This window comes from Rhodopila globiformis, from assembly GCF_002937115.1.
Lineage (GTDB): Bacteria > Pseudomonadota > Alphaproteobacteria > Acetobacterales > Acetobacteraceae > Rhodopila > Rhodopila globiformis.
The window spans coordinates 71,232-94,636 of record NZ_NHRY01000266.1 but is presented as its reverse complement, the minus strand read 5'-3'; the positions used below and the strand labels follow the sequence as shown (position 1 = coordinate 94,636).

The window sequence follows — 23,405 nt, the reverse complement described above, 5'->3', positions numbered from 1 at the left end:
TTCCCGCCGCTGTATTTCAAACGTCATGGTCGAGCCTTCAGACATTGCCCAGGATCAGCCGATGCCGCGTTCGGCGCGCCGGCAGTCGCTTCTGCCGCACCCGGATCACAATCCGGGCTTTCTGCTCGAATTGCCCAAAGGCCGTGAGGGCTGGCTTGTCGCCCGGCGCGTTCGCGTCGCACGCCGCGCTCTTGGCGTTGTCGCGTGGACGTTGCCGGCCGTGATGATCCAGGCAGCCTGCCTGATCCTCCCGGGACGGGCAAAAATCGAATTCGCAAAGTTCTACTGGGCGATCTTCACCCGGTTGATCGGCATCAAGGTTCGGGTCATCGGCAGCCGTGCGGACAATGTCGCCAAGCGTCCGGTCATCTTTGTCTCCAATCATTCCTCCTGGGTTGACGTTCCGGTGCTGGGTGGCGTGCTCGATGGATGCTTCGTCGCGAAAGGCGACGTCGCCTCATGGCCGGTCATTGGCCTGATCGCGCGGCTTGGCCGCACGGTCTTTGTCTCCCGAAGCCGCACCACGACGGGCAAGGAACGCGATGCCATGCGGGCAAAGCTGGCGGCGGGCGACAGGCTGATACTGTTTCCGGAGGGAACCAGTTCCGATGGGTCGAGGGTCTTGCCGTTCCGGTCCTCATTCTTCGCGCTCGCCAAGCCGGATGGCGAGGACGATTCCGGGGAAGTTCCCCTGGTCCAGCCGATATCCGTGGTCTACGACCGGCTCGGCGGCCTGCCCGCCGGCCGCGCTGCCCGGCCGTTTTTTGCCTGGTACGGCGACATGGACATCGTTTCGCATTTCGCGCGCCTGACCCAGCATATCGGATTGCGGGTGACCGTCCTGCTGCATGCGCCGCTCGACCCGGCACGGTTCGCGGATCGCAAAGCCCTCTCCCAGGCAGTCTGGCAGATCGTCGCGGACGGTGCGTCCACGCTTCGCCAGAACCGTCCCGCCCGTCCTTTGCACCTGCCCGAGGGGGCAGCGCCTGACACGACGGCCGGAGAACCGGCCCTGGCCTGACACGCCCCGGGCCGTTCCTATTCCACCTTCACCAGGCGATGCTGCTTCCGCCCCGCGGACAGCTTGATGGCCCCGTCACGCAGCAGGTCGGAGCCAATCGGCTGGCCTTCGTCGGTGACCGTTGCGTCGTTGACCCGCGCGCCGCCGCCACGGATCAGCCGCCGCGCCTCGGCGTTGCTGGTCGCCAGCCCGGCGAGCGCAAACAGCCGGAAGGCCGGGATGCCGGCCTGCAACTCGGCCGCCGGGACGGTCACGCTGGGCAGGGTTGACGCGGCCTCGCCTTCCTCGAACGCCCGCCGGGCGGTTTCGGCGGCGAGTGCCGCCTGGTCCGCGCCGTGGGCCAGGGATGTCGCGGCGGTGGCCAGCACCTTCTTCGCTTCGTTGATCTCGGCGCCGCCCAACGCTTCCAGGCGAGTGATCTCGTCCAGCGGCAGGTCGGTGAACAGCCGGAGGAAGCGGCCGACGTCGCCATCCTCGGTATTGCGCCAGAACTGCCAGTAGTCATACGCCGACAGCCGATCGGCAGTGAGCCAGATGGCGCCTTGGGCGGTCTTACCCATCTTGCCGCCGGAGGCTGTGGTGATCAGGGGCGTCGTCAGGCCGTGCACTGCCTTCCCGTCCGTCCGCCGCGTCAGCTCCATGCCGGCGACGATGTTGCCCCATTGGTCGGAGCCGCCGATCTGCAGGGTCACGCCGTGCCGCCGGTTCAGTTCGCGGAAGTCGAAGCTTTGCAGGATCATGTAGTTGAATTCGAGGAAAGTCAGCGGCTGCTCGCGCTCCAGCCGCAGCTTCACCGAATCGAACCCCAGCATGCGGTTGATGGTGAAATGCACCCCAACCTCCCGCAGCAGCGGTATGTAGCCCAGGGTGTCGAGCCAGTCGGCGTTGTTGGCCATCACGGCGTCGGACGACCCGTCGCCGAACCGCAGGAAGGGCGTGAAGCAGCGCCTGATCCCGGCCATGTTGGCGGCGATCGTCTCGTCGGTCAGCAACTGCCGTGACTCGTCCTTGCCGGACGGGTCGCCGATGCGGGTGGTTCCCCCGCCCAACAGGACCAGGGGCTTGTGCCCGTGCTTCTGCAGCAGCCGCAGGATCATGATCTGCACCAGGCTGCCGACATGCAGGCTGTCCGCCGTGCAGTCGAAGCCGATATAGGCCGTGATCGGCCCCGCCTGCATCGCGGCGCGCAGCGCGTCGATGTCCGTGCACTGGAACACGAAGCCGCGTTCGATGGCCTCGTCGAGGAAAGTGTTGGTCGTCATGGCGGCTGGCCCGTAGTTTCAGAGGACGCGGGTTAACATACAGCGGGGCAGGGGCAAATGCCGCGAACGATTGGGCTGATGAGCGGTACCTCGCTGGATGGCGTGGATGCGGCATGGCTGGAGACCGACGGCGTCCGCATCCTCGGCCTGGGTCCGTCGCTTACGCTGCCTTACGATCCGGCCCTGCGTCGCGACCTGCGCGAAATCCTGGACCTCGCGCCGACGCTCGCGCCGGATGATCCTCGGCTGATCAGTGCGGTGGAGCGGCTGACAGACTATCATGTGCAGGCGGTCAAGGCGCTGGACCGGCCGGCGGACATCATAGGCTTTCACGGCCAGACCATCCTGCACCAACCCAGCCGCGGGCGTACTTGGCAGGTGGGGGATGCCGCCTCTCTGGCGCGCAGCACCGGCATGCCGGTTGCGTTCGATTTCCGGTCTGCCGATGTTGCCGCAGGCGGGCAAGGTGCCCCGCTCGCGCCAGTCTATCACGCGGCCTTGGCAGAGATCCTGCCCAAGCCGATGGCCGTTCTCAACATCGGCGGCGTCGCCAATGTGACCTGGATCGGCATCGACGGGGAATTAATCGCCTTTGACACCGGACCCGGCAACGGACCGCTCGACGACTGGTCCGCCCGGCATACGGGCGCAGCATTTGACCGGGATGGCAGGCTCGCGCGGTCCGGACGGATCGATCAGACCGTTCTACGGGTCTTGATGTCGCATCCGTTCTTTCGGCAGCCGGCACCCAAGTCCCTCGACCGCCTGGACTTCGCGCAGGCGCTTGCGGCAAGCGGCGCGAATGCGCTGGCGGCAGCGGACGGCGCCGCGACACTGGCGGCTTTCACGATCGAGGCGATTGGAGCTGCCTCGTTCCCGCAAAGGCCGAGGAACTGGCTTGTATGTGGCGGGGGGCGGCACAACCCGGTAATCATGGAAGGACTTGCAAACCGGCTCGGCGTTCCGGTTCAGCCGGTGGAGGCAGTCGGCTGGAATGGAGATGCACTGGAAGCTCAGTGTTTCGGATTTCTGGCCGTCCGGGTTCGGCGCGGCCTGCCACTGAGCTTCCCGTCAAGCACCGGGGTTGCGGTCCCGGCCCCAGGAGGACAGATCACGTATGGAAACTGATGGCTCCCGGCAGCGGCCATGCCGCCACCGTTTGGAGACAGTCCAGTTCAGTCGGCCGCCAGTGCCATCTGCTTGCGGGCAATCGCCTTGCCGCAATGATCGTCAACTGCATCGGCAATGACATCGGCATGGCTGGCAAACACATGATCCGCCCCGGGGATGACCCGGTAATCGACGTGAACGCCCTTCTGCGTGTTCAGCTTGTCAACCAGCTTCCGTACCGCCGTTTCCGGAACCAGCTCATCCGCATCGCCGTGCAGCATCAGGCCGCCACAGGGACACGGGGCCAGGAAGCCGAAGTCATAGTGGTTGGCTGGTGGCGCGACACTGACCCATCCGGAGATTTCGGGGCGGCGCATCAGAAGCTGCATCCCGATGAATGCGCCGAATGAGTAGCCCGCAATCCACAGCCCGCCATGGCCAGGATTGACGGCCTGCATCCAGTCAAGGGCTGCCGCCGCGTCGCCGATTTCGCCGATGCCGCCGTCATAGCGGCCCTGGCTGCGGCCGACACCGCGGAAGTTGAACCGCATCACCGAGCAGCCAAGCTTCTGAAATGCCTGATACATGGAATAAGTGACACGATTATTCATCGTGCCGCCATGAAGTGGATGCGGATGCAGTATCAGGGCAACCGGTGCTCCGGGCTCCTTTGAATGATGATACCGACCTTCAAGCCGGCCGTCCGGACCGGCAAACATGACCTCGGGCATGGCGATACGTAACCTGTTTCCTGTCCCACCGGCAGCACACATCGCGAAGCCACCACGGCTTCGGACACCCTACCGGGCATGCAAATCTCACGGGCCAGACCTACTCCCCCTCTGGCTCGTGCGAACCCCGATCAAATAGGAACGCAGTCCCCCTGATGTCAGTTCCATAGCAGCTCATCAAACCATCACATTGTTGACCGGCGTGGTTGGAAACTCTTAGTGTGCCAGAAGCGCTCACAACGAATTCAGCTCGGCACTTCCTTCCGTTCAGTCACCAATCGCTCCCGTCAGCGATCCTGGGCGGGGGGTCTTCCCCTAGGGAGAAACCCATTATAGGACAAATCAAGCGATCTTTCACAATGGAAATGTCGCATATCGTTCATGTTCTTATTCGAGACGATCGCGACTATTATAGTGTTCGGCCCTAAAAAGAGCATATGGAATGTTCCGATTTGCTACCTAAGGTTGCATCTCTGCGCCCAGAAGAAGATCAGTGTCTCGTTTGATGCTCCGGGCGATATATGCTGAGATGTTATATGTTCCCCCACGGCGGGTATCTCTTGTACTGCATGCCCGGGCCAGATAGGCTGGGGGTAACACAATGATTGATCATGGATGAACATAGTTTGTACAGCGGTACTCACATGACGAGTCTTGCACAGAAAAAATCTTCCTTCTTGCCAATGCGCGCCTGCTTGCCAACGCGCGAGTGAGTCCTGATGAATCTGTCAACCCGCGGCCGCTATGCCGTCATGGCAATGGTCGATCTTGCGTCCCGCGCCCCCTTGGTCGATTACGCCGAACCAGTCTGCCTCGCGGAGATCGCCGACAGGCAACAACTCAGCCAGTCCTATCTCGAACAGCTTTTCGCCAAGCTGCGACGTGCGGATCTCGTGTCGTCCGCGCGTGGCCCGGGCGGCGGCTATCGGCTGTCCCGTCCGGCCAATGAGATCGCCATTGCGGATATCGTTGCTGCCGTTGACGAACCGGTCGTGGCGACGCGCTGTGAGACTGGCAGCAGCGGGTGCCTCGTCGCGGCTGAGTCCGAGACCGGCCATCAGCGGTGCCAGACCCACGACCTGTGGACCGAACTGGGCCGCCAGATCACCTTGTTCCTGGGTGCCATCACGTTGGCCGATGTCGTCCTTGGCCGGGTCAGCGGGCGGGCGGTTGATCTGCCGCGGATTGTCGAACCGGCCCAGGGCGACTGACATGCCCAGGGCGATTGACATGCCTGGCGCCGCTATGCATTATCTCGATGCTAACGCGACCCAGCCGCTGCGGACCGAGGCGCTTCAGGCGATCATCGCCGCCCTGGCTGTCACCGGAAATCCCTCATCCGTGCATCAGGCCGGCCGGGCGGCGCGCCGTATCATGGAAGACGCGCGCGACGCCATTGCCGCCCGGTTCAGCGCGCGGCCGCAAGATGTGGTGTTTACCGCCGGCGGCACCGAGGCGGATGCCATCGCCATTCATGCCCTGGCGCCGGGGCGGCGCCTTATAATAAGTGCGATCGAGCATGACGCCGTCAGGGCGGCGGCGGGCGAACCTCTGATCCTGCCGGTAGGGGCTGATGGCGTCGCCGATCTTCCGGCGCTGGAGACGCTGCTGGGCGACGGTACGCCCTCGCTGGTCTGCCTGATGCTGGCCAACAATGAAACCGGGGTCATTCAGCCGGTTGAACAGGCTGCGGCAATTTGCCGGCGCCATGCGGCCCTGCTGCATGTCGACGCGGTGCAGGGCGGCGGGCGGCTGGATGTCAGCCTGCCGGCACTGGGAGCCCATAGCCTGGCGATATCGTCGCACAAACTCGGCGGCCCGGCGGGTGTCGGCGCGCTGCTGCTGGCGCCGGATGCGCCGTTTGCTGCTCCGCTGACCGGCGGTGGTGGCCAGGAACGCGGACGCCGCGGCGGAACCCAGCCCGTTGCCTTGATTGCCGGGTTCGCGGCTGCGGTGGCTGCCAGCCAGTCGGACGATCGCGCCGGGATGGCCCGGTTGCGCGATATCGTTGAACAGGCCGCCCTCGCAGCCGGCGCCGTCGTTTGCGGCGATCCGGGAAACCGTCTGCCGAACACGACCTGCCTGGGCTTGCCGGGCGTGCGCGCCGATGCTCAGGTGATCGCGCTGGACCTGGAGCAGATCGCCGTCAGCGCCGGCGCGGCCTGCAGTTCCGGCAAGGTCGCGCAGAGCCATGTCCTGCGCGCAATGGGGCTTGGCGACCTGGCTGGCCAGGCCATTCGTGTTTCCCTACCGTGGAACGTCAGCCGGCAGGATGTCGAGGCGTTTGCCGTTGCATATCCCCGTATGGCAGCCCGGCTGCGATCGCCCCTGGTTCCGCACGCCGCCTGATCCTACCTGTCAGCGATGATTGTCGCTCCGCCGCGCCCCAACCAGCCCGTTTATCTGGACAACCAGGCGACCACACGCTGCGACCCGCGCGTGGTCCAGGCGATGCTGCCGTTCTTTTCAGAGGATTATGGCAATCCCCACAGTGTCGAGCACGTCGTGGGCCGCAAGGCGGAAGACGCGGTCGAGCACGCGCGCGCCCGGGTCGCCACTCTGCTGGGGGCGGACGCAAAGGAGATCATCTTTACCTCTGGCGCCACCGAGGCCAACAACATCGCCATCAAGGGTGCCGCCCGCTTCGCCGCGGGCATGGACGATCCCCGTCGTCGCATCATAACGCTCGCCACCGAGCACAAATGCGTCCTGGAAGCGGTTGCCGATATGACGGCCGAAGGATTCGAGCCGGTTATCTTGCCAGTGCGCCCGGACGGTCTGCTGGACCCCGACGAACTGCGCCGTGCCCTCTTGGTCCCGACGCTGCTTGTCAGTGTCATGGCGGTCAACAACGAAACCGGGGTGATACAGGATATCCCCGGGCTCGCTGCGATCGCCAAGCAGGCCGGCGCCCTGTTCCACACCGATCTGGCGCAGGCCGTCGGCAAGATCCCCGTTGAACTGAACAACTGGAAGGTCGACCTGGCCTCGGTCAGCGGACACAAGCTGTACGGCCCCAAGGGCGTGGGCGCGCTCTACGTCCGCCGCCGTCCGCGCGTGCGGCTGGCCCCATTGTTCTCGGGCGGGGGGCAGGAACGGGGGCTGCGGTCCGGCACGCTGCCGACGCCACTGATCGTTGGCCTGGGCACCGCCTGTGACCTGGCCGCGGCCGGGATGGAGGACGAGGCGGAGCGCACCGCCGATTTGCGCCAGCGTCTGCTGGATCGCCTGGCGACCGATATCCCGGGGCTGCGGGTGAACGGCAGTTGGCAGGCGCGGATCGCCGGCAACCTCAACCTGACGTTTCCCGCCGCCACCGCGGTCGACCTGATGCGGGCCGTTCCGGATCTCTGCGTATCCACCGGCTCGGCCTGCTCGTCCGCCGAAGTCGAGCCATCCTATGTCCTGCGGGCAATGGGGCTTTCCGACCGTGCCGCCGCTTCGACCTTGCGTATTGGCATCGGACGCTTTACCTCCGCGGCTGATATCGACTACGCCGCCGCGGCGCTCGCGGCGGCGCATGCCGCCGTGGCGAAATCCCAATCCGACCAGCGAAGCAAGGCCTGATTTGTATGCCGAAAATGACTTTTATCGAACGTAATGGCACCCGTCGCGAGGTCGATGCGCCGGTCGGGCTCTCGGTGCTGGAAATCGCCCATAAGCATGGGGTCGATATCGAGGGGGCCTGCGAAGGCTCGCTCGCCTGCTCGACCTGCCACGTGATCGTTGACGCGTCCTGGTTCAAGAAGCTTGCAAAGCCGACCGAGGATGAGGAGGACATGCTGGATCTGGCCTTTGGCCTGACCAAGACCTCGCGGCTTGGCTGCCAGATCGTGATGACGGACAAGCTCGATGGCCTCGTGGTCACGCTGCCGGCCGCGACGCGGAACGCCCAGGGCTGATCATGCGCGTGATGGTCGCCATGTCCGGCGGCGTGGACAGCAGCGTCGTCGCCGGCCTGCTGCACGAAGCCGGGCATGAGGTCATCGGCGTCACGCTGCAACTCTACGACCATGGCGCCGCGACGGCGCGCAAGGGGGCCTGCTGCGCCGGACAGGACATCCACGATGCCCGGCGCGTCGCCGATCGGCTGGGTATCCGGCACTACGTGATCGATGCGGAAGATCGTTTCGCCAAAGCGGTGATCGCCGATTTCGCCGACAGCTATGCCCGTGGCGAAACGCCAGTACCCTGCATTCGCTGTAATCAGACGGTAAAGTTCGCCGACTTGTCCGCCCTGGCGATTGGCCTTGGCGCGGAGCGGCTGGCGACCGGGCATTATGTCCGCCGGATCGACGGGCCGGACGGTGCGGAACTGCACCGGGCGGCAGATCCTGGCCGTGATCAAAGCTGGTTCTTGTTTGCAACGACACGCCAGCAGCTGGACATGTCGTTGTTTCCGCTTGGCGGAATGACGGACAAGCGGACCGTCCGGGATATCGCCCAACGGCTTGGCCTGGGTGTCGCGGAAAAACCGGACAGTCAGGACATCTGTTTCGTGCCATCCGGCGCCTATACAGACGTCGTGGCAAAAGTCCGTCCGGACGCACTGGAGCCGGGCGAGATCGTCTCGTCGGATGGACGCGTCGTGGGCACCCACGAAGGCATTGCCCACTATACTGTAGGGCAGGGTAAGCGACTTGGCAACGCCGCGGTGGTGAACGGGCGGCGGCAGTTCGTCATCGCCACCGAGCCCACACGCCGCCGTGTCGTGGTCGGACCGCGCGACTCGGGGACGCGCCTTGTGTCGTTGCGGGACATAAACTGGCTGATTCCTGTCCCGGAGGAGCCTGTCCGCTGCACGGTGAAGTTGCGAGCCCACGAACCGCCACGAACCGCGCGTGTCCGGACGCAGGACCGCCATATCATTGTCGAACTGGATGAGCCGGCTCTGCCCGCACCGGGGCAGGCTTGTGTCTTCTATCATGCGGATCGCGTACTGGGCGGCGGCTTTATCGCGCGCACGAACGCCTGATTGTTGCAGCAATCGCGCGAAGACTTGATTCCCTCAATCGGTGAGTGCACATCCTTGTGCGCCAGACAGCCGGACGACCGCGGTTGACGCTGATCGCGTCAGCGGAGGAAAGTCCGGGCTCCACGGGAAAACGATGCCGGCTAACGGCCGGCGGGGGCGACCCCAGGGACAGTGCCACAGAAAACAAACCGCCCGTGCAAGACCGACTCGCGCCAGCGATCGCGTCCCGCGGGCAAGGGCGAAACGGTGCGGCAAGAGCGCACCGCGCCTCTGGCAACAGAGGCGGCAAGGTAAACCCCATCGGGAGCAAGACCGAATAGGGGTGGCGGCGATGTGTGGGGATTTCGATCCCGTCACGATCGCAGGGATTTTCCCGTCCTGCCACCCGGGTTGGTCGCGTGAGGCGCGCCGCAAGACGCGTCCCAGAGGAATGGTCGTCCCGCCCCGTCACAGGGGCGGACAGAACCCGGCTTACAGGCTGTCTGGCCCTTTTCCTTTCGTCATTTTTCCACTTTTCAACCGTTGCGCTTCAGTGCTCGACAAGCTTTCCACAAAGTTGTCCACAGGAACGAAACGCGAATATTTTCGTGATACAGAATTGGCTTCGGAAGAATCGGTCAACCACAGGTAAGTGCCTGAGGAAAAGGACAATTTTTCCCGGACGGCGGCCAGTAAAGCGGGAAATGTCTTTGACGATCCAAGCTGTCCCATGCTATCCCATATCAGCCCATGACGGACCAATATCCACAAACGGGTTCGGTCGGATTCGACGCAAATCGATGGTTGCCGACGCCGATCAGAAGCTTCGCCGCAGTACGGGTAGCCGCGTGAAACACGTTCAGCAGGAAAGGTGCTTGGGTCCGAATGGGCCACTTCATCGGCACACATCAGAACAAGCTGGACGCCAAGGGGCGTGTGTCGGTGCCTGCGTCGTTTCGCTCGGTGCTGAAGAAGATGAGCCACGCCGGCGAGGGCGCCCTGGTCGCCCCGGTCATCCTGCGTCCGTCCATAAAGTACCCGTGCATTGAAGGTTGGACGGAACTGGGCTTCGAAGCGCTCAGCGCGCCGCTCGCAAACTACGACCAGTTCAGCGCCGAGCACGACGACTTCGTCATGGCGCTGTTCGGCGACGCCACGCCCATGGAAACCGACAAGGAAGGCCGGATCCTGCTGCCGGCGGACCTCATTACCTATGCCGGGCTGACGGACATGGTCGCGTTCATCGGCAATGACAAATTCTTTCAGATCTGGGAACCCGCCGCCGGTGTCCGTCGCCTGGCCGAGGCGCGCGAACGGGTCAACGCCGCCAAGCTGACCCTGCGGGCCGGAGGCGCGGCATGAGCGGCCATCGTCCCGTCATGCTGGATGAAGTCATGGCGACCCTGTCGCCGCGTGACGGCGGCGTGTACCTGGATGGCACGTTCGGCGGCGGCGGCTATGCCCGCGCCATCCTGGAACGCGCCCGCTGCACGCTCTGGGCAATCGACCGCGACCCCGCGGCGATCCAGCGCGGCGCCAGCCTGGTCGCCGAATTCCCCGGCCGCCTGCATCTGCTGCATGGCCAGTTCGGCGACATGGTCGCGCTGCTCGATCAGGCGGGGGTCACGGCGCTCGACGGCGTGGTTCTCGATCTCGGCGTATCATCCTTCCAGCTCGACAACCCGGCCCGCGGCTTCTCCTTCCGCTTCGACGGCCCGCTCGACATGCGCATGGGAAATCATGGGACGAGCGCCGCGGACCTGGTGAACACGCTGCCCGAGCGCGAGCTTGCCGACGTCCTGTTCGAACTGGGCGAGGAGCGGGCATCCCGCCGCATCGCCAAAGCGATCGTCGCGGCCCGCCAGGAAGCCCCGATCGAGACGACCGGCCGTCTGGCTTCCATCATTCGCGCGGTGATGCCGCGTGATGCCTCAGGCATCGATCCGGCCACGCGCAGCTTCCAGGCGCTGCGCATCAAGGTCAACGACGAGCTGCATCAGATCGAGGCCGCCCTCGAACAGGCCGCCAGCCTGCTGGCGCCGGGTGGCAAGCTTGTCGTGGTGGCGTTCCACAGCCTGGAAGACCGAATCGTCAAGCGCTTCATGAATGAGGCCGCTGGCCGCACCGGCGGCCCGTCGCGGCACGATCTGGGTGGACTGCTGGGGCGGAAGACGCCGCGATTCCGCCTGTTGACGAACCGCGCGCTGCGTCCCGGAGACGCCGAAACCGACGCCAATCCGCGGTCGCGCAGCGCCCGGCTGCGCGCGCTTGAACGCCTGATGCCGCCTGCCCTCCAGGAGCACGATAGGGGCCGAGACCAATGATCCGACCAATCACCATTGCGACCTGCCTGATGGCCTGTGGCTCCGGACTGTATCTTTACCAGTCCAAGCACGAGGTGCAGTTGCTCGACCGCACTATCGAGCGGACCGTGCACGAGACCGCCGCGCTGCGCGAGCAGAGTCGGCTACTGGTCACGGAATGGACGATGCTGAACGATCCGGAGCGGTTACGGCAGCTCTCCGATACTTATCTGAATCTGCGTCCCATTGCGCCGACGCAGTTCACCAGCCTGGCCGATCTGGACAACCGCCTGCCGCCGCCGGAGGTCGAGACGCCGCCGACCCCGCCGGAGCCGGCGCAGACGCCGGTCGCGGCGTTGCCGGAGCCGGCGCAGACGCCGGCCTCATCCGCCCCGCCAGACGCGGCGCCTGTCGCGTCCGAGCCTGCCAGTCCGGCCGTGGCGGACGCGGCGGACGACCTGCCCGTTCCCCCGAGGCCGGTGCCGCCGCGTGCTGCGCCGAGCCCTGCTGTCGTTGCGGCGGTTCGTCCGCCGTCGCCCAGGGTGCCCAGGCCGTTCGCCGCCGAGGCTCCGCCGCGCGGCTTCGCCACCGCGGACGTCAGGCCGGCCGAGCGTCATGCGTTCGAGCAGCCGCAGCGAACCGTGGAGGCCAGGTCTTTCGAGCACCACGCGCCCGAACAGCGTTCGGTGCATGTCGCGGACAACCGCCCGCCCGAGCAGCGCCCGACGCATACTGCGGACATCCGCCCGCCCGAACAGCGGCCGATGCATATCGCCGAAATCCGCCAGTTCGAACAGCGGCCTGCCGAGGTACAGCGTGCGTCGGCCACGCCGCTGCCAAGGCCACGTCCGGTGGCGCCGAGGCCCGAGCGATACAGCCCGCCGCCGTCCAATCTCGCGGTCGCGGCGCCGTATGGAGGCTCGCTGCTTGGCATGGCGCACGGTGCCGCGCCGGCTGTGCCGCGCCCGATGCCGGTCAATGCGACCCAATGGTACAGCACCAACTAAGACCGTGTCATGATCGATCCGAACGATCCTGCAGCGCCGTCTGATGCGCCCCCTTTGAACGAGGGGGCCTATGGCCGGCCGGCGTTCCGCCGCGGTGCCAGCCGCGCGGACGCTGTGTTGCGCATGGAAAACGTTCGCGTCACCGCCCCGGATCTCGCCAGGCGCGCCGCACTGGAAAAATCTCGCTCTCGCCTGGTCATTGTCGCTGGCGGCTTCGTCGTCCTGTTCGCCTCCGTGCTGACCAAGCTTGCGTTGGCAACGATCGTGATGCCGCTGGCGCCGCACCGCCAGGAAAAGCCATTGGCGGAAATCGTTGCTGACGAGCCGCATAGTCCGATCGAGGCGACCTTGCCGGGCCAGCGCGCCGCCATTGTCGATCGAAACGGGCAGCCGATGGCGATTTCGCTCAATACCGTCGCGCTGTTTGCCGATCCACGCCAGATCGGCGATCCCGAGGACGCGGCGGCGAAACTGAAGAAGGTGCTGCCCCGCCTCGACCTCGATGAAACCATCAGTCGCCTGAAACGCGACGACAAGAAATTCGTCTATATTGCCAGAGAAATAACGCCGCGCGAGCAGCAGGCGGTCAACGACCTTGGCATCCCGGGCGTTGATTTCCGGCCGACGCAGCATCGCGAGTATCCGCTTGGCCGGACCGCGGCCCAGGTGCTTGGCGGCGTCGACGTCGATGAGATCGGTTTCGCCGGCGTCGAGAAATATTTCGACAAGCGGCTGCGGGCCGATACCGATCCGTTGCGGCTCTCCATCGACCTCCAGGTGCAGGCGGTGGTGCGCGAAGAACTGAACGCCGCGATGCAGGAATTCCAGGCGATCGGCGCCTGCGGCATCGTCATGGATGTCAATACCGGCGAGGTGCTGGCGATGGTCAGCCTGCCGGATTACGACGCCAACCATGTCCGCACCGCTCCGGCGGACGAGCGCTTCAACCGCGCGGTCGAGGGCACCTACGAACCGGGCAGCACGTTCAAGCTGCAGACTGCCTCCATGGCGCTGGACAGCGGCCTGGTGCACATCTGGGACGAGTTCGACGCATCCCGTCCCATCAGGATCGGCCGTTTCACCATCACTGACTTCGAGGGCAAGCATCGCTGGTTGTATCTGCCGGAAGTCCTGGCCTATTCGTCCAACCTTGGCGCCGCCCACATCGCCCTGACGATCGGCGGAGAACGGCAGCGCGCCTGGCTCAGGAGCATGGGCATGTTCGGCCGCACCGGAATCCAATTGCCGGAGTCGGCGTTTCCCATCATCCAGCCGGCGTCGGCCTGGAAAGAAGTCGTCACCATGACCGTCGGCTTCGGGCACGGCATTTCGGTCACGCCGCTGCACGTGGTGCGTGGCACCGCCGCGATCGCCAACGGCGGCCTGCTGCTGCACCCGACCATTCTGGCCATGGAACCCGGGCAGCAGCCGCAGGCGGTGCGCGTGATGCAGAAATCGACGTCCGATATCATGCGCCGCCTCATGCGGCTGGTCGTCACCGAGGGATTTGGCAAGTCGGCGGAAGTGGCCGGCTATTATCCGGGTGGCAAGACCGGCACGGCGGAAAAGGTGCAGGCCCATGGCGGCTACCGCAAGCATGCCAACGTCGCTGCCTTCATGAGCGTCTTCCCGATGAACGCACCTCGTTACGCGGTTTACATGATGCTGGATGAGCCACACGGCAACAAGAGCACCTATGGTTTCGCCACGGCCGGCTGGGTGGCTGCCCCCGCCGCCGGCAAGGTCATTGCGCGCATCGGCCCGATGCTGGGCTTGCTGCCCGACCTTGTGGACATGCCGGAGATCAACCAAGCCCTGTACATTCCGCTGCAGCCTGGCCGCCCGCCCGGTGCATTCGCGCGCGGGCCGTCGACGTCGGCAGCGCTCCTCGACGCCGTGCCGAAGCACGTCAGGCCAACGCTGACCGTGCCGCCAACCGTGCTGCCGCCGGCGATTACCCGCCCGGCGCCACATATCAGGCGGCAGACCCGCGCGCCGGCTTCGACGAGAGCCGCGCATGTCCTGGCCGTATCGACGGCGGCGTCCGTTGTTGCTCGCTGACCTCATGCGCGCCGCGTCGGACACGCCGGGCATCCTCCCGGCGATCGCCAGGCTGGATATTGCCGGCGTCACCGCCGACAGCCGGCATGTCGTGCCGGGCGACCTGTTTGCCGCCCTTCCCGGCGCCCGCGTCGACGGCCGCAGCTTCATTGCCGAGGCGGTGAAGCGCGGCGCCGTCGCCATCCTGGCGCCGCCCGGCACGCCCTGGCCGGACGGCGTGCCGCAACGGCCGATTATTTTCGACCCGGAGCCACGGCGCTGCCTGGCGCGGATCGCCGCGGTCCTGGCCGGGCCGCAGCCGAAGACCGTGGTGGCCGTCACCGGCACCAACGGCAAGACCAGCACGGTGGAGTTCACCCGCCAGCTCTGGGCCTCGGCCGGCAGGAAGGCCGCGAGCCTCGGCACGCTCGGCGTGATCGCGCCCGGCTTCGACACCGGGTCTGGGCTGACCACCCCGGACCCCGTCAGCCTGGCCGAGACGCTGGCCGGGTTGGCGCGCCATGGCATCAACCATGCCGCCATGGAGGCGTCGTCCCACGGGCTCGACCAGTTCCGGCTGGACGGTGTCCGGCTGGCCGCCGCGGCGATGACCAACCTGACGCGCGACCACCTGGATTACCACGGCACGCTGGAAGCCTATCGCCAGGCCAAGCTGCGCCTGTTCGAGACGCTGCTGCCCGAAGGCGCCCCGGTTGTCGCCCATACGGCCACGGACAGCGTCACGCTGGAGGCCCTGCGGCAGATCGCGCAGCGTCGCCGGCTCGACCTGCGGACCGTCGGCGAGGACGGCGACGGCATCCGCCTGCTCGACGCCCGGCCGCGTCCGGACGGCCAGGACCTGTCGATCCTGGCACATGGCCGCCGCTGTGACGTCGTTCTCAACCTGCCCGGCCGCTTCCAGGCCGACAACGCGCTGGTCGCCGCGGCGCTGACCGACTCGCTCGGCCTGTCCGACGCTCTCGATCGGCTGCCGCTGCTGCAAGGCGTGCGTGGCCGCATGGAGTGCGCCGCCAGGCTGCCGAACGGCGCGGTGGCGTATGTTGACTACGCCCACACGCCCGACGCCCTGGAGCGGCTTCTGATGGCCTTGCGGCCGCATACGGCGGGCCGGCTGCACGTGGTCTTCGGCGCCGGCGGCGACCGCGACCGCGGCAAGCGCCCGCTGATGGGGCAGGCCGCTTCCCGCCTCGCGGATGTCGCCATCGTCACCGACGACAACCCGCGCAGCGAGGACCCGGCCACGATCCGCGCCGCCATCCTCGCCGCCTGCCCGGGCGCGACGGAAATCGGCGACCGGACGAAGGCGATCGAAACCGCGCTGAACGCGCTGGCCGCCGGCGACGTCCTGGTGGTTGCCGGCAAGGGCCATGAGCAGGGGCAGATCGTCGCCGGCACGGTGCTGCCGTTCGACGACGTCACCGTCATCCGCCGCCTGGCCGGCCTGGAGCCTCGCGCATGACCCTGCCGCTCTGGACAGCAGACGAACTGGTTGATGCGACCGGCGGCTACCTGTCCGCTCCGTTCGACGCGACCGGGGTTTCGATCGATACCCGGACGCTGGCGGCGGGCGACCTGTTCGTCGCCCTGGTCGGGGAGGGGCGCGACGGCCATGCCTTCGTCGCGAATGCGCAGGCCGCGGGCGCTGCCGGCGCCATGGTGCATCAGGATGCCGGGTCCGGGCTACCGGTTCTGCACGTTGACGACACACTGGCGGCCCTGGCCCGGCTTGGCGGATTCGCCCGCGCCCGCTTCGGCGACGGCGACGCCGGCGGGCGGCTGGTCGCGGTGACCGGCAGCGTCGGCAAGACCACGACGAAGGAGATGCTGCGCGTCGCGCTGTCGGTGTTCGGCCCGGCCCACGCCGCGGCGGCGTCCTACAACAACCACTGGGGCCTGCCGCTGACCCTGGCGCGCACGCCCCGCGCGGCGAAGTTCTGCATCGCCGAGATTGGCATGAACCATGCCGGCGAGATCGAGCCGCTCGCCCGGCTGGCGCGGCCGCATGTCGGCGTCATCACCACCATCGCCAAGGCGCATGTCGGACATCTTGGCAGCATCGAGGCGATTGCCGACGAAAAGGCCTGCATCATGCGCGGCCTGGAGCGCGGCGGGATTGCGGTGCTGCCGGTGGATTCACCGCTGTTTCCACGCCTGCGCGCCGCTTCCGGCAAAACCAGCGTCATGACATTCGGCGCCGATCCCGCAGCGGACGTCCGGCTGGTGGATGTCGAGGCTGACGCCGACGGCTCGTTGCTCCATGTCAATATCGTCGGCCATACGACGTCGTTGCGCCTGAAAGCGCCCGGGCGGCACATGGCGATGAATGCGGTCGCCACGCTCGCCGCCGTTGTGGCGCTGGGTCTCGATCCGACCAATGCCGTCACCGCCCTTGAAACGTTTGCGCCAGTGGCCGGCCGTGGCGTCCGCCGGGAAATTTCCCTGGCCGGCGGAACGGCGCTGCTGCTAGACGAAAGTTACAATGGAAACGGCGCGTCGATGCGCGCGGCCCTTGATGTCCTGCGGCTGCAGCCGGCGCGGCGCCGCATCGCCGTGCTGGGCGACATGCTCGAACTGGGCGACGAGGGACCGCCGGAACACGCCGCGCTGGCCGATGCCGTCAACCAGTCGGCGGATTTGCTGTTCACATGCGGCCCGTTGATGCGCAATCTGTTCGACGCCATTCCGGCGAGTCGGCGGGGCGCGCATGCGGCCGACTCGGGCGCCCTGGCGCCCATCGTTGCAAGTTTCATCACCCCGGGTGATGCGATTCTGGTGAAAGGCAGCCTCGGCAGTGGCATGAGACGCGTTATCGAGGCAATTGGCGCCGTTACCTCCCGGCCATCGACTGTCACGGCGGGAGCCGGCTGATGCTGTATATTCTTTTCCGCCCTCTGGCGGACCAGTTCATCCTGTTCAACCTGTTCCGCTACATCACGTTCCGCGCCGGCGCGGCGTGCATGACCGCGCTGGTTGTCAGCTTCCTGCTTGGCCCCCAGGTCATCCACTGGCTGAAGTCGTTTCAGCGGCAGGGCCAGCCGATCCGGCTGGACGGGCCGGAGCGGCACCTGACCGAGAAGAAGGGCACGCCCACCATGGGCGGCCTGCTGATCCTGGGCAGCCTGGCCATTTCGACGCTGCTGTGGGCGGACCTGCGCAACGGCTATGTCTGGGCCGTGCTGTTCGTCACGCTCGGCTATGGCGTCCTTGGCTTCTGGGATGACTACCTGAAAGTCACGAAGCTCAACACGCGCGGCGTTTCCGGCCGGATGAAACTGTTGGTCCAGGCGGTGATCGGACTTGCCACGGCGATCTGGATCACCTCGCTCGCCCGCGGACCGCTGAGCACCGCCCTGACGTTTCCGGTGCTTAAGGAAGTTGCCCTGCAACTGGGCTACTTCTTCCCGGTGTTCGGCATGCTGGTGATGATGGGCGCCTCGAACGCGGTCAACCTGACCGACGGGCTGGACGGCCTCGCGATCGTGCCGACGATGATCGCCGCCGGCGTCTTCACCCTGATCGCCTACCTCGTCGGCAATCGTGTCTTTGCCGATTACCTGCAGCTCAACCCGGTTGTCGGCGCCGGCGAGCTGGCGGTGTTCTGCTCGGCCCTGGTGGGCGCCGGCATGGGGTTCCTGTGGTTCAACGCGCCACCTGCCAAGGTCTTCATGGGCGACATTGGCGCGCTTGGCCTGGGCGGCGCGCTGGGCGCCGTGGCTATGGTGACCAAGCACGAGATCGTCCTGATGATCGTCGGCGGCCTGTTCGTGGTCGAGACGCTGTCGGTCGTCATCCAGGTCTTCTGGTTCAAGCGGACCGGCCGCCGTGTCTTCCTGATGGCGCCGCTGCACCATCATTTCGAGAAGAAGGGCTGGGCGGAGCCGACGATCGTCATCCGTTTCTGGATCATCTCCATGATCCTCGCGCTGGTCGGGCTGGCGACGCTGAAGATCCGATGAGCACGTTCCCTTCCTCGCTGTTCAGCGGCAAGCGCTTCGCCGTCGTCGGGCTGGGCAAGAACGGCCTGCCTGCGGCGCGCGCCCTGCGCGACATGGGCGCGACGGTCGTGGCCTGGGACGATAACGCCGCCGCCCGCGCCGCCGCCGGCGACCTGGAGGTGCGCGATCCGGTGTCGGACGCGTTCGACTTCGACGCGCTGGTACTGTCGCCCGGCATTCCGCATCGATTGCCGAAGCCTCACCCGGCCGCGCAACGGGCGATCGAGGCGGGCGTGCCGATCCTGTCGGATACCGAACTGCTGTTCCGTGCGGTGCGCGCGGCCGGCTCGCGCGCTCGTTTCGCCGGCATCACCGGCACCAACGGCAAATCCACCACGACGGCGCTGCTGGCGCACATCCTCGGCGAGGCCGGCCTGCCTGTCGCGGCAGGGGCCAATCTGGGGCCGGCAGCCTTGTCACTGCCTCTGCTATCACACGATGGTGTGTACGTATTGGAAATGTCCTCCTATATGTTGGAGAGACTCGCCGAGCTGCGGTTCAATGCCGCTGCAATGCTCAACCTGACCGCTGATCATATTGACCGTCATGGTGACATGGTCGGCTATGCCGCTGCCAAACGATCGATATTTGTCCGGCAACAAGAGGGCGATCTTGCCGTCGTTGGCGTTGATGATCCCGGCTCGCGGGACGTGGCGGCCTGGCTGGCCACGCGGCCGGCGACGGTCGTCCGGATATCGGGGAGCCAGGTTCCGCTGGCTCCCGGGCCGGCGTTGCCCGGTGCCCACAACGCCCAGAATGCGGCGGTAGCGACGGCGATGGCACGATACTTCGGCGTTCCGGACGACGTCATCGCCGCCGGATTGCGCAGCTATCCCGGCCTGCCGCATCGGCAGCAGCGGATCGTCACCATCGATGGCGTGACATTCGTCAACGACAGCAAGGCGACCAACGCCGACGCGGCGCAACGCGCGCTGGTCTGCTACGACCGCCTGATCTGGATTGCCGGCGGCATGGCCAAGGCCGGCGGCATCGAGCCGCTGGTGCCGCTGTTCCCGCGCATCGCCCGGACGCTGCTGATCGGCCGCGACGCCCCGGAATTCGCCGCCACCCTGTCGCGCCACAACGTGCCGTTCGACCTGGTTGGCACGCTGGACGCCGCCGTTCCCGCCGCTTTCGCCGCCGCCAAGGCCGCCGGCGCCCCCGTGGTGCTGCTGTCGCCCGCCTGCGCGAGCTGGGACCAGTTCACCGGCTATGACCAGCGCGGCGACCGCTTCGCCGAACTGGCGCGTGACCTGAACGCGGGAGGCGCCTGATGCCGACCCTGTCGCGCGCTGACGACTCGTTGCTTGGCCGCTGGTGGTGGAGTGTCGATCGCTGGACCCTCGGCGCCATCGGCGTCCTGATTGGCTTCGGCTACATCCTGGTGCTGGCGGCCAGTCCGGCGGTGGCCGAGCGCATCGGCACGTCGCGCGATACCTTCATCCTGAAGCAGGTCCTGTTCCTGGCGCTGGCCGGGCTGATCGTCTTCGGGGTCTCCCTGCTGTCGCCGCGCCAGATCAAGCGCCTGGCCATCGTCGGCTGCCTGATCGCCCTGGCATTGACCGCGGCGACGATGTTCATCGGCGTGGAGATCAAGGGCGCCCGGCGGTGGATCTCGTTGCCCGGCCTGTCGGTCCAGCCCAGCGAGTTCCTCAAGCCGTGCTTCGCCGTGGTCGCCGCCTGGCTGCTGAGCGAGAGCAAGAAATCGCCCCGCTTCCCGGGCATGATCGCCGCCTTCGTGGTGTTCGGAATGATCGTGCTGCTGCTGAAGTCGCAGCCCGACATCGGCATGCTCGCCGTCGTGACGGTGGTGTTCCTGGCCCAGCTCTATATCGCCGGGCTGCCGCTGGTTTTCGTCTGGGTCGCCATCGGCATGCTCGGCGGCGCCTCGGTCATGGCCTACACGATCTTCCCGCATGTCCGCAGCCGCGTGACCCGCTTCTGGGACGGCACCGGCGACAATTACCAGGTCAACACCGCGCTGGAGGCGTTCGGCAATGGCGGGTTGCTCGGCCGCGGGCCGGGCGAGGGGCATGTGAAGGACATCCTGCCGGACGCGCACGCCGACTTCGTCTACGCCGTGGCGGGCGAGGAATTCGGCATGCTGATCTGCGTCGTCATCCTGGCGGTGTTCGCCTTCATCGTGCTGCGAGGCCTGCTGAAGCTGCTGCGGGAGCATGACATGTTCATCGTCCTCTCCTGCACCGGCCTTGTCACCGGCTTCGGGCTGCAGGCCTTCGTCAACATGGCCTCGACGCTGAAGCTGATCCCGACCAAGGGCATGACCCTGCCGTTCATTTCCTATGGCGGCTCGTCGGCGATCGCGGTGGCGCTCGGCATGGGCATGCTGCTGGCGCTGACCCGCCGGCGCGGCCGGGATGAACTGACATGAGAGGCCCGGCAGTACGCACCATCGTCATCGCGGCCGGGGGAACCGGCGGCCATTTCTTTCCGGCCGAGGCGCTGGCGGCTGAACTGCTGGCGCGCGGCCATCGTATCGTGCTCATGACCGACAGCCGCTCCGCTGGCCTGACCAGCGCCGTGTTCGCCGGGCACGAACAGTATGTCCTGCGCGGCGCCGGCATTGCCGGCCGTGGCCTCGTGCGCGGCATCCGGGCCATCGCCGCGCTCGCGGCCGGGGTGGTTCAGGCCCGCGGCCTGCTGGCCCGCATCGGCGCGGCCGGGGTTGTCGGCTTCGGCGGCTACCCCTGCGTGGCGCCGGTGCTCGGGGCCAGCCTGCTGCGGCGGCGTCCGGCCGTCGTGCTGCACGAGCAGAACGCCGTCCTGGGCCGGGCGAACCGGTTCCTGGCGTCCCGTGCCGATACGCTGGCGCTGAGCTTTGCGGCAACCGAGCGGGTGCCGGCCTCGGCCAAGGCGGTCGTCACCGGCAATCCGGTGCGTCCGGCGGTCGCCGCGCTGTCGCAGGCGGAGTATGGGCCGGCGGCTGACCGCTTCAGGCTTCTCGTGCTTGGCGGCTCCCTGGGCGCGCGCGTGTTCAGCGATGTCGTGCCGGACGCCCTCGCGGCGCTGCCCGCGGCATCGCGCGCCCGGCTCCGCGTGGTGCAGCAATGCCGCCCGGAGGATCTCGACCGGGTGCGGGCCGCCTACGCCGCGCTTGGCCTGGAGGCGGACCTGGCGTCGTTCTTCCCCGACGTCGCGGATCGCCTGCGTTCCGCGCATCTCGTCATCGCCCGCGCCGGCGCCTCCACGGTATCGGAACTGGCCGTCGCCGGCCGTCCGGCCATCCTGGTGCCGCTGCCGGGTGCGATCGACGATCACCAGTCGGCCAATGCCCGCGCGCTGGCGCAGGCCGGCGGCGCCTGGGTGCTGCCACAGCCGCAATTCACCGCCGCGTCCCTCGCGGAGCGTCTCAACCACCTGCTGTCCACGCCCTCGGCGCTCGCCGCCGCGGCAACGGGCGCCCGCACGCAGGCGCGTGCCGATGCCGCCGCCCGTCTCGCCGATGTCGTGGAAGCCGCTATCAGCCTGGATCCTGTCCAGGCCGGAGAAACACCATGAGGGCCCTGCCGCTCTCCATCGGCACGATCCATTTCGTCGGCATCGGCGGCATCGGCATGTCCGGCATTGCCGAGGTGCTGCACACCCTGGGCTATGTCGTGCAAGGCAGCGACATCACCGAGTCCGCCAACGTGCAACGCCTGCGCGCCGCCGGCATCCATGTCGCCGTCGGCCATGACGCCGCCAACCTGGGTGACGCGCATGTCGTCGTCGTCTCGACGGCGGTAAAGCGGGACAATCCGGAAGTTGCCGCCGCCCGCGCGCAACTGATCCCGGTCGTCCGCCGCGCCGAGATGCTGGCGGAACTGATGCGGCTGAAGTGGTCGATCGCCGTCGGCGGCACCCACGGCAAGACCACGACGACCAGCCTGATCGCCAGCGTGCTGGAGGCCGCGCATCTCGATCCCACGGTCATCAACGGCGGCATCATCAACGCCTATGGCACCAACACCCGTATGGGCAGCGGCGACTGGATGGTGGTCGAGGCCGACGAAAGCGACGGCTCCTTCCTGCGCCTGCCTGCCGTCATCGCCGTCGTCACCAACATGGACCCGGAGCACCTGGACCACTGGGGCACGCCGGAGGCGATGATCGCCGGCTACGACCAGTTCGTCGGCAACATTCCCTTCTACGGTTTCGCCGTGCTGTGCATCGACCATCCAGAGGTGCAGCAGATGATCCCGCGCCTGTCGGACCATCGCATCGTCACCTACGGCTTCTCGCCGCAGGCCGACGTCCGCGCCGAGCGCGTGGTGCCGGACAAGTTCGGCTCGACCTTCGAGGTCGTGGTCACCGACCGGGTGCACAACCGCTCCCGCCGCATGGGGCCGTTCCGGCTGCCGATGCTCGGGGCGCACAACGTGCAGAACGCCCTCGCCGCGATCGCCGTCGGGATCGAGATGGAAATCGACGATGCCACGCTGCGCGGCGCGTTCCTCGGCTTCAAGGGCGTCAAGCGGCGCTTCACCAAAGTCGGCGAGGCCGGCGGGATCACCGTGATCGATGATTATGGCCATCATCCGGTGGAGATCGCGGCGGTGCTGAAGGCCGCGCGGCAGGCCGGGGCGCGTGACGTCGTCGCGGTCGTGCAGCCGCACCGCTATACGCGGCTGCAATCCCTGTTCAACGACTTCTGCACCTGCATGAACGATGCCGGCACGGTCATCGTCGCCGACGTCTATCCGGCGGGCGAGGCGCCGATTGCGGGCGTGAACCGCGATGCGCTGGTGGAAGGGCTGCGCGCCCGCGGTCATCGCAGCGTGGTTGCGCTGCCCAATCCCGGGATGCTGGCGGAGATGGTGCACGCCATCGCCCGGTCCGGCGACTACGTGGTGTGCCTCGGCGCCGGCTCGATCACCCAGTGGGCATCGTCGCTGCCGAGCGAACTGGCCGCCTTGCAGGCGCCCGGCACCCGGCGCGCGGTTGCGACATGAGGAAGGCCC

At 66.9% G+C, this 23,405-nt stretch carries 20 protein-coding genes and 1 other RNA gene; 19 read left to right on the top strand and 2 right to left on the bottom strand.

Annotation, left to right across the window (positions count from 1 at the left end):
• Positions 1-61 precede the first annotated feature (61 nt).
• Positions 62-1,021: a lysophospholipid acyltransferase family protein gene (locus CCS01_RS29675; protein WP_104522401.1), complete on the top strand. Its 960-nt coding sequence runs from the start codon at positions 62-64 to the stop codon at positions 1,019-1,021.
• A gap of 17 nt (positions 1,022-1,038) precedes the next feature.
• Here CCS01_RS29675 and tyrS read toward each other — a convergent pair whose 3' ends face one another.
• Entirely contained in the window at positions 1,039-2,283 is a 1,245-nt protein-coding gene (gene tyrS, locus CCS01_RS29670; protein WP_104522399.1) for a tyrosine--tRNA ligase, read from the bottom strand.
• Positions 2,284-2,340: 57 nt separating this feature from the next.
• Between tyrS and CCS01_RS29665 the strand changes: the two genes are divergently transcribed.
• Positions 2,341-3,411: an anhydro-N-acetylmuramic acid kinase gene (locus CCS01_RS29665; RefSeq protein ID WP_104522397.1), complete on the top strand. Its 1,071-nt coding sequence runs from the start codon at positions 2,341-2,343 to the stop codon at positions 3,409-3,411.
• Between the two features lie 47 nt (positions 3,412-3,458).
• On the opposite strand, the gene CCS01_RS29660 is transcribed toward CCS01_RS29665, so the two are convergent.
• A complete protein-coding gene (locus CCS01_RS29660) occupies positions 3,459-4,124 on the bottom strand; it encodes an alpha/beta hydrolase (RefSeq protein WP_104522395.1) in 666 nt (221 codons plus the stop codon).
• Between the two features lie 719 nt (positions 4,125-4,843).
• Between CCS01_RS29660 and CCS01_RS29655 the strand changes: the two genes are divergently transcribed.
• From CCS01_RS29655 to murC, 17 genes are all read left to right on the top strand, one after another.
• Complete coding sequence (locus CCS01_RS29655; RefSeq protein WP_104522393.1) at positions 4,844-5,335, top strand: Rrf2 family transcriptional regulator; 492 nt, start codon at positions 4,844-4,846, stop codon at positions 5,333-5,335.
• A 19-nt stretch (positions 5,336-5,354) separates the two neighbouring features.
• Positions 5,355-6,473, top strand: coding sequence for a cysteine desulfurase family protein (locus CCS01_RS29650; protein WP_104522413.1), 1,119 nt, complete (start codon positions 5,355-5,357; stop codon positions 6,471-6,473).
• Between the two features lie 15 nt (positions 6,474-6,488).
• On the top strand, positions 6,489-7,691 hold the full coding sequence (locus tag CCS01_RS29645) for a cysteine desulfurase family protein (RefSeq protein ID WP_104522391.1): 1,203 nt from the start codon (positions 6,489-6,491) through the stop codon (positions 7,689-7,691).
• A 5-nt stretch (positions 7,692-7,696) separates the two neighbouring features.
• Entirely contained in the window at positions 7,697-8,026 is a 330-nt protein-coding gene (locus tag CCS01_RS29640; protein WP_104522389.1) for a ferredoxin family 2Fe-2S iron-sulfur cluster binding protein, read from the top strand.
• Positions 8,027-8,028: 2 nt separating this feature from the next.
• The gene (gene mnmA, locus CCS01_RS29635) at positions 8,029-9,099 is read left to right on the top strand and encodes a tRNA 2-thiouridine(34) synthase MnmA (protein WP_104522387.1); all 1,071 of its coding nucleotides are present in this window, start codon (positions 8,029-8,031) and stop codon (positions 9,097-9,099) included.
• A gap of 61 nt (positions 9,100-9,160) precedes the next feature.
• An RNA gene (gene rnpB / locus CCS01_RS29630) (RNase P RNA component class A) lies at positions 9,161-9,589 on the top strand.
• Positions 9,590-9,963: 374 nt separating this feature from the next.
• Complete coding sequence (mraZ, locus tag CCS01_RS29625; RefSeq protein WP_104522385.1) at positions 9,964-10,440, top strand: division/cell wall cluster transcriptional repressor MraZ; 477 nt, start codon at positions 9,964-9,966, stop codon at positions 10,438-10,440.
• A complete protein-coding gene (gene rsmH / locus CCS01_RS29620; RefSeq protein WP_104522383.1) occupies positions 10,437-11,402 on the top strand; it encodes a 16S rRNA (cytosine(1402)-N(4))-methyltransferase RsmH in 966 nt (321 codons plus the stop codon). The genes mraZ and rsmH overlap by 4 nt, the downstream gene beginning before the upstream one ends.
• Entirely contained in the window at positions 11,399-12,388 is a 990-nt protein-coding gene (ftsL, locus tag CCS01_RS34060; RefSeq protein WP_158258677.1) for a cell division protein FtsL, read from the top strand. The genes rsmH and ftsL overlap by 4 nt, the downstream gene beginning before the upstream one ends.
• Before the next feature lie 123 nt (positions 12,389-12,511).
• Positions 12,512-14,449, top strand: a complete 1,938-nt coding sequence (locus tag CCS01_RS29605; RefSeq protein WP_158258676.1) for a peptidoglycan D,D-transpeptidase FtsI family protein — start codon at positions 12,512-12,514, stop codon at positions 14,447-14,449.
• A 4-nt stretch (positions 14,450-14,453) separates the two neighbouring features.
• Positions 14,454-15,908 carry a UDP-N-acetylmuramoyl-L-alanyl-D-glutamate--2,6-diaminopimelate ligase gene (locus tag CCS01_RS29600; RefSeq protein WP_104522377.1) on the top strand — a complete coding sequence of 485 codons (1,455 nt, stop codon included), beginning with the start codon at positions 14,454-14,456 and terminating at the stop codon, positions 15,906-15,908.
• A complete protein-coding gene (locus CCS01_RS29595; RefSeq protein ID WP_104522375.1) occupies positions 15,905-17,317 on the top strand; it encodes a UDP-N-acetylmuramoyl-tripeptide--D-alanyl-D-alanine ligase in 1,413 nt (470 codons plus the stop codon). Before CCS01_RS29600 ends, CCS01_RS29595 begins: the two co-directional genes overlap by 4 nt.
• Positions 17,317-18,405, top strand: coding sequence for a phospho-N-acetylmuramoyl-pentapeptide-transferase (mraY, locus tag CCS01_RS29590; RefSeq protein WP_104522373.1), 1,089 nt, complete (start codon positions 17,317-17,319; stop codon positions 18,403-18,405). The genes CCS01_RS29595 and mraY overlap by 1 nt, the downstream gene beginning before the upstream one ends.
• Positions 18,402-19,718 carry a UDP-N-acetylmuramoyl-L-alanine--D-glutamate ligase gene (gene murD, locus CCS01_RS29585; RefSeq protein WP_104522371.1) on the top strand — a complete coding sequence of 439 codons (1,317 nt, stop codon included), beginning with the start codon at positions 18,402-18,404 and terminating at the stop codon, positions 19,716-19,718. The genes mraY and murD overlap by 4 nt, the downstream gene beginning before the upstream one ends.
• Positions 19,718-20,836: an FtsW/RodA/SpoVE family cell cycle protein gene (locus tag CCS01_RS29580; RefSeq protein WP_104522369.1), complete on the top strand. Its 1,119-nt coding sequence runs from the start codon at positions 19,718-19,720 to the stop codon at positions 20,834-20,836. Before murD ends, CCS01_RS29580 begins: the two co-directional genes overlap by 1 nt.
• A complete protein-coding gene (gene murG / locus CCS01_RS29575) occupies positions 20,833-21,963 on the top strand; it encodes an undecaprenyldiphospho-muramoylpentapeptide beta-N-acetylglucosaminyltransferase (protein WP_104522367.1) in 1,131 nt (376 codons plus the stop codon). Before CCS01_RS29580 ends, murG begins: the two co-directional genes overlap by 4 nt.
• Entirely contained in the window at positions 21,960-23,396 is a 1,437-nt protein-coding gene (murC, locus tag CCS01_RS29570; RefSeq protein ID WP_104522365.1) for a UDP-N-acetylmuramate--L-alanine ligase, read from the top strand. Before murG ends, murC begins: the two co-directional genes overlap by 4 nt.
• Positions 23,397-23,405 lie beyond the last annotated feature (9 nt).

What these genes read in the sequence shown, in the direction of transcription:
- CCS01_RS29675 (WP_104522401.1), top strand. Translation starts at nt 62, where the DNA reads ATGCCGCGTTCGGCGCGCCGGCAGTCGCTTCTGCCGCACCCGGATCAC.
- murG (WP_104522367.1), top strand. Translation starts at nt 20,833, where the DNA reads ATGAGAGGCCCGGCAGTACGCACCATCGTCATCGCGGCCGGGGGAACC.
- CCS01_RS29645 (WP_104522391.1), top strand. Translation starts at nt 6,489, where the DNA reads ATGATTGTCGCTCCGCCGCGCCCCAACCAGCCCGTTTATCTGGACAAC.
- CCS01_RS29600 (WP_104522377.1), top strand. Translation starts at nt 14,454, where the DNA reads ATGCGCGCCGCGTCGGACACGCCGGGCATCCTCCCGGCGATCGCCAGG.
- CCS01_RS29650 (WP_104522413.1), top strand. Translation starts at nt 5,355, where the DNA reads ATGCCTGGCGCCGCTATGCATTATCTCGATGCTAACGCGACCCAGCCG.
- CCS01_RS29605 (WP_158258676.1), top strand. Translation starts at nt 12,512, where the DNA reads ATGGAAAACGTTCGCGTCACCGCCCCGGATCTCGCCAGGCGCGCCGCA.
- tyrS (WP_104522399.1), bottom strand. Translation starts at nt 2,283, where the DNA reads ATGACGACCAACACTTTCCTCGACGAGGCCATCGAACGCGGCTTCGTG.
- mnmA (WP_104522387.1), top strand. Translation starts at nt 8,029, where the DNA reads ATGCGCGTGATGGTCGCCATGTCCGGCGGCGTGGACAGCAGCGTCGTC.
- mraZ (WP_104522385.1), top strand. Translation starts at nt 9,964, where the DNA reads ATGGGCCACTTCATCGGCACACATCAGAACAAGCTGGACGCCAAGGGG.
- ftsL (WP_158258677.1), top strand. Translation starts at nt 11,399, where the DNA reads ATGATCCGACCAATCACCATTGCGACCTGCCTGATGGCCTGTGGCTCC.
- rsmH (WP_104522383.1), top strand. Translation starts at nt 10,437, where the DNA reads ATGAGCGGCCATCGTCCCGTCATGCTGGATGAAGTCATGGCGACCCTG.
- CCS01_RS29660 (WP_104522395.1), bottom strand. Translation starts at nt 4,124, where the DNA reads ATGCCCGAGGTCATGTTTGCCGGTCCGGACGGCCGGCTTGAAGGTCGG.
- CCS01_RS29595 (WP_104522375.1), top strand. Translation starts at nt 15,905, where the DNA reads ATGACCCTGCCGCTCTGGACAGCAGACGAACTGGTTGATGCGACCGGC.
- CCS01_RS29655 (WP_104522393.1), top strand. Translation starts at nt 4,844, where the DNA reads ATGAATCTGTCAACCCGCGGCCGCTATGCCGTCATGGCAATGGTCGAT.
- murD (WP_104522371.1), top strand. Translation starts at nt 18,402, where the DNA reads ATGAGCACGTTCCCTTCCTCGCTGTTCAGCGGCAAGCGCTTCGCCGTC.
- CCS01_RS29640 (WP_104522389.1), top strand. Translation starts at nt 7,697, where the DNA reads ATGCCGAAAATGACTTTTATCGAACGTAATGGCACCCGTCGCGAGGTC.
- CCS01_RS29665 (WP_104522397.1), top strand. Translation starts at nt 2,341, where the DNA reads ATGCCGCGAACGATTGGGCTGATGAGCGGTACCTCGCTGGATGGCGTG.
- murC (WP_104522365.1), top strand. Translation starts at nt 21,960, where the DNA reads ATGAGGGCCCTGCCGCTCTCCATCGGCACGATCCATTTCGTCGGCATC.
- mraY (WP_104522373.1), top strand. Translation starts at nt 17,317, where the DNA reads ATGCTGTATATTCTTTTCCGCCCTCTGGCGGACCAGTTCATCCTGTTC.
- CCS01_RS29580 (WP_104522369.1), top strand. Translation starts at nt 19,718, where the DNA reads ATGCCGACCCTGTCGCGCGCTGACGACTCGTTGCTTGGCCGCTGGTGG.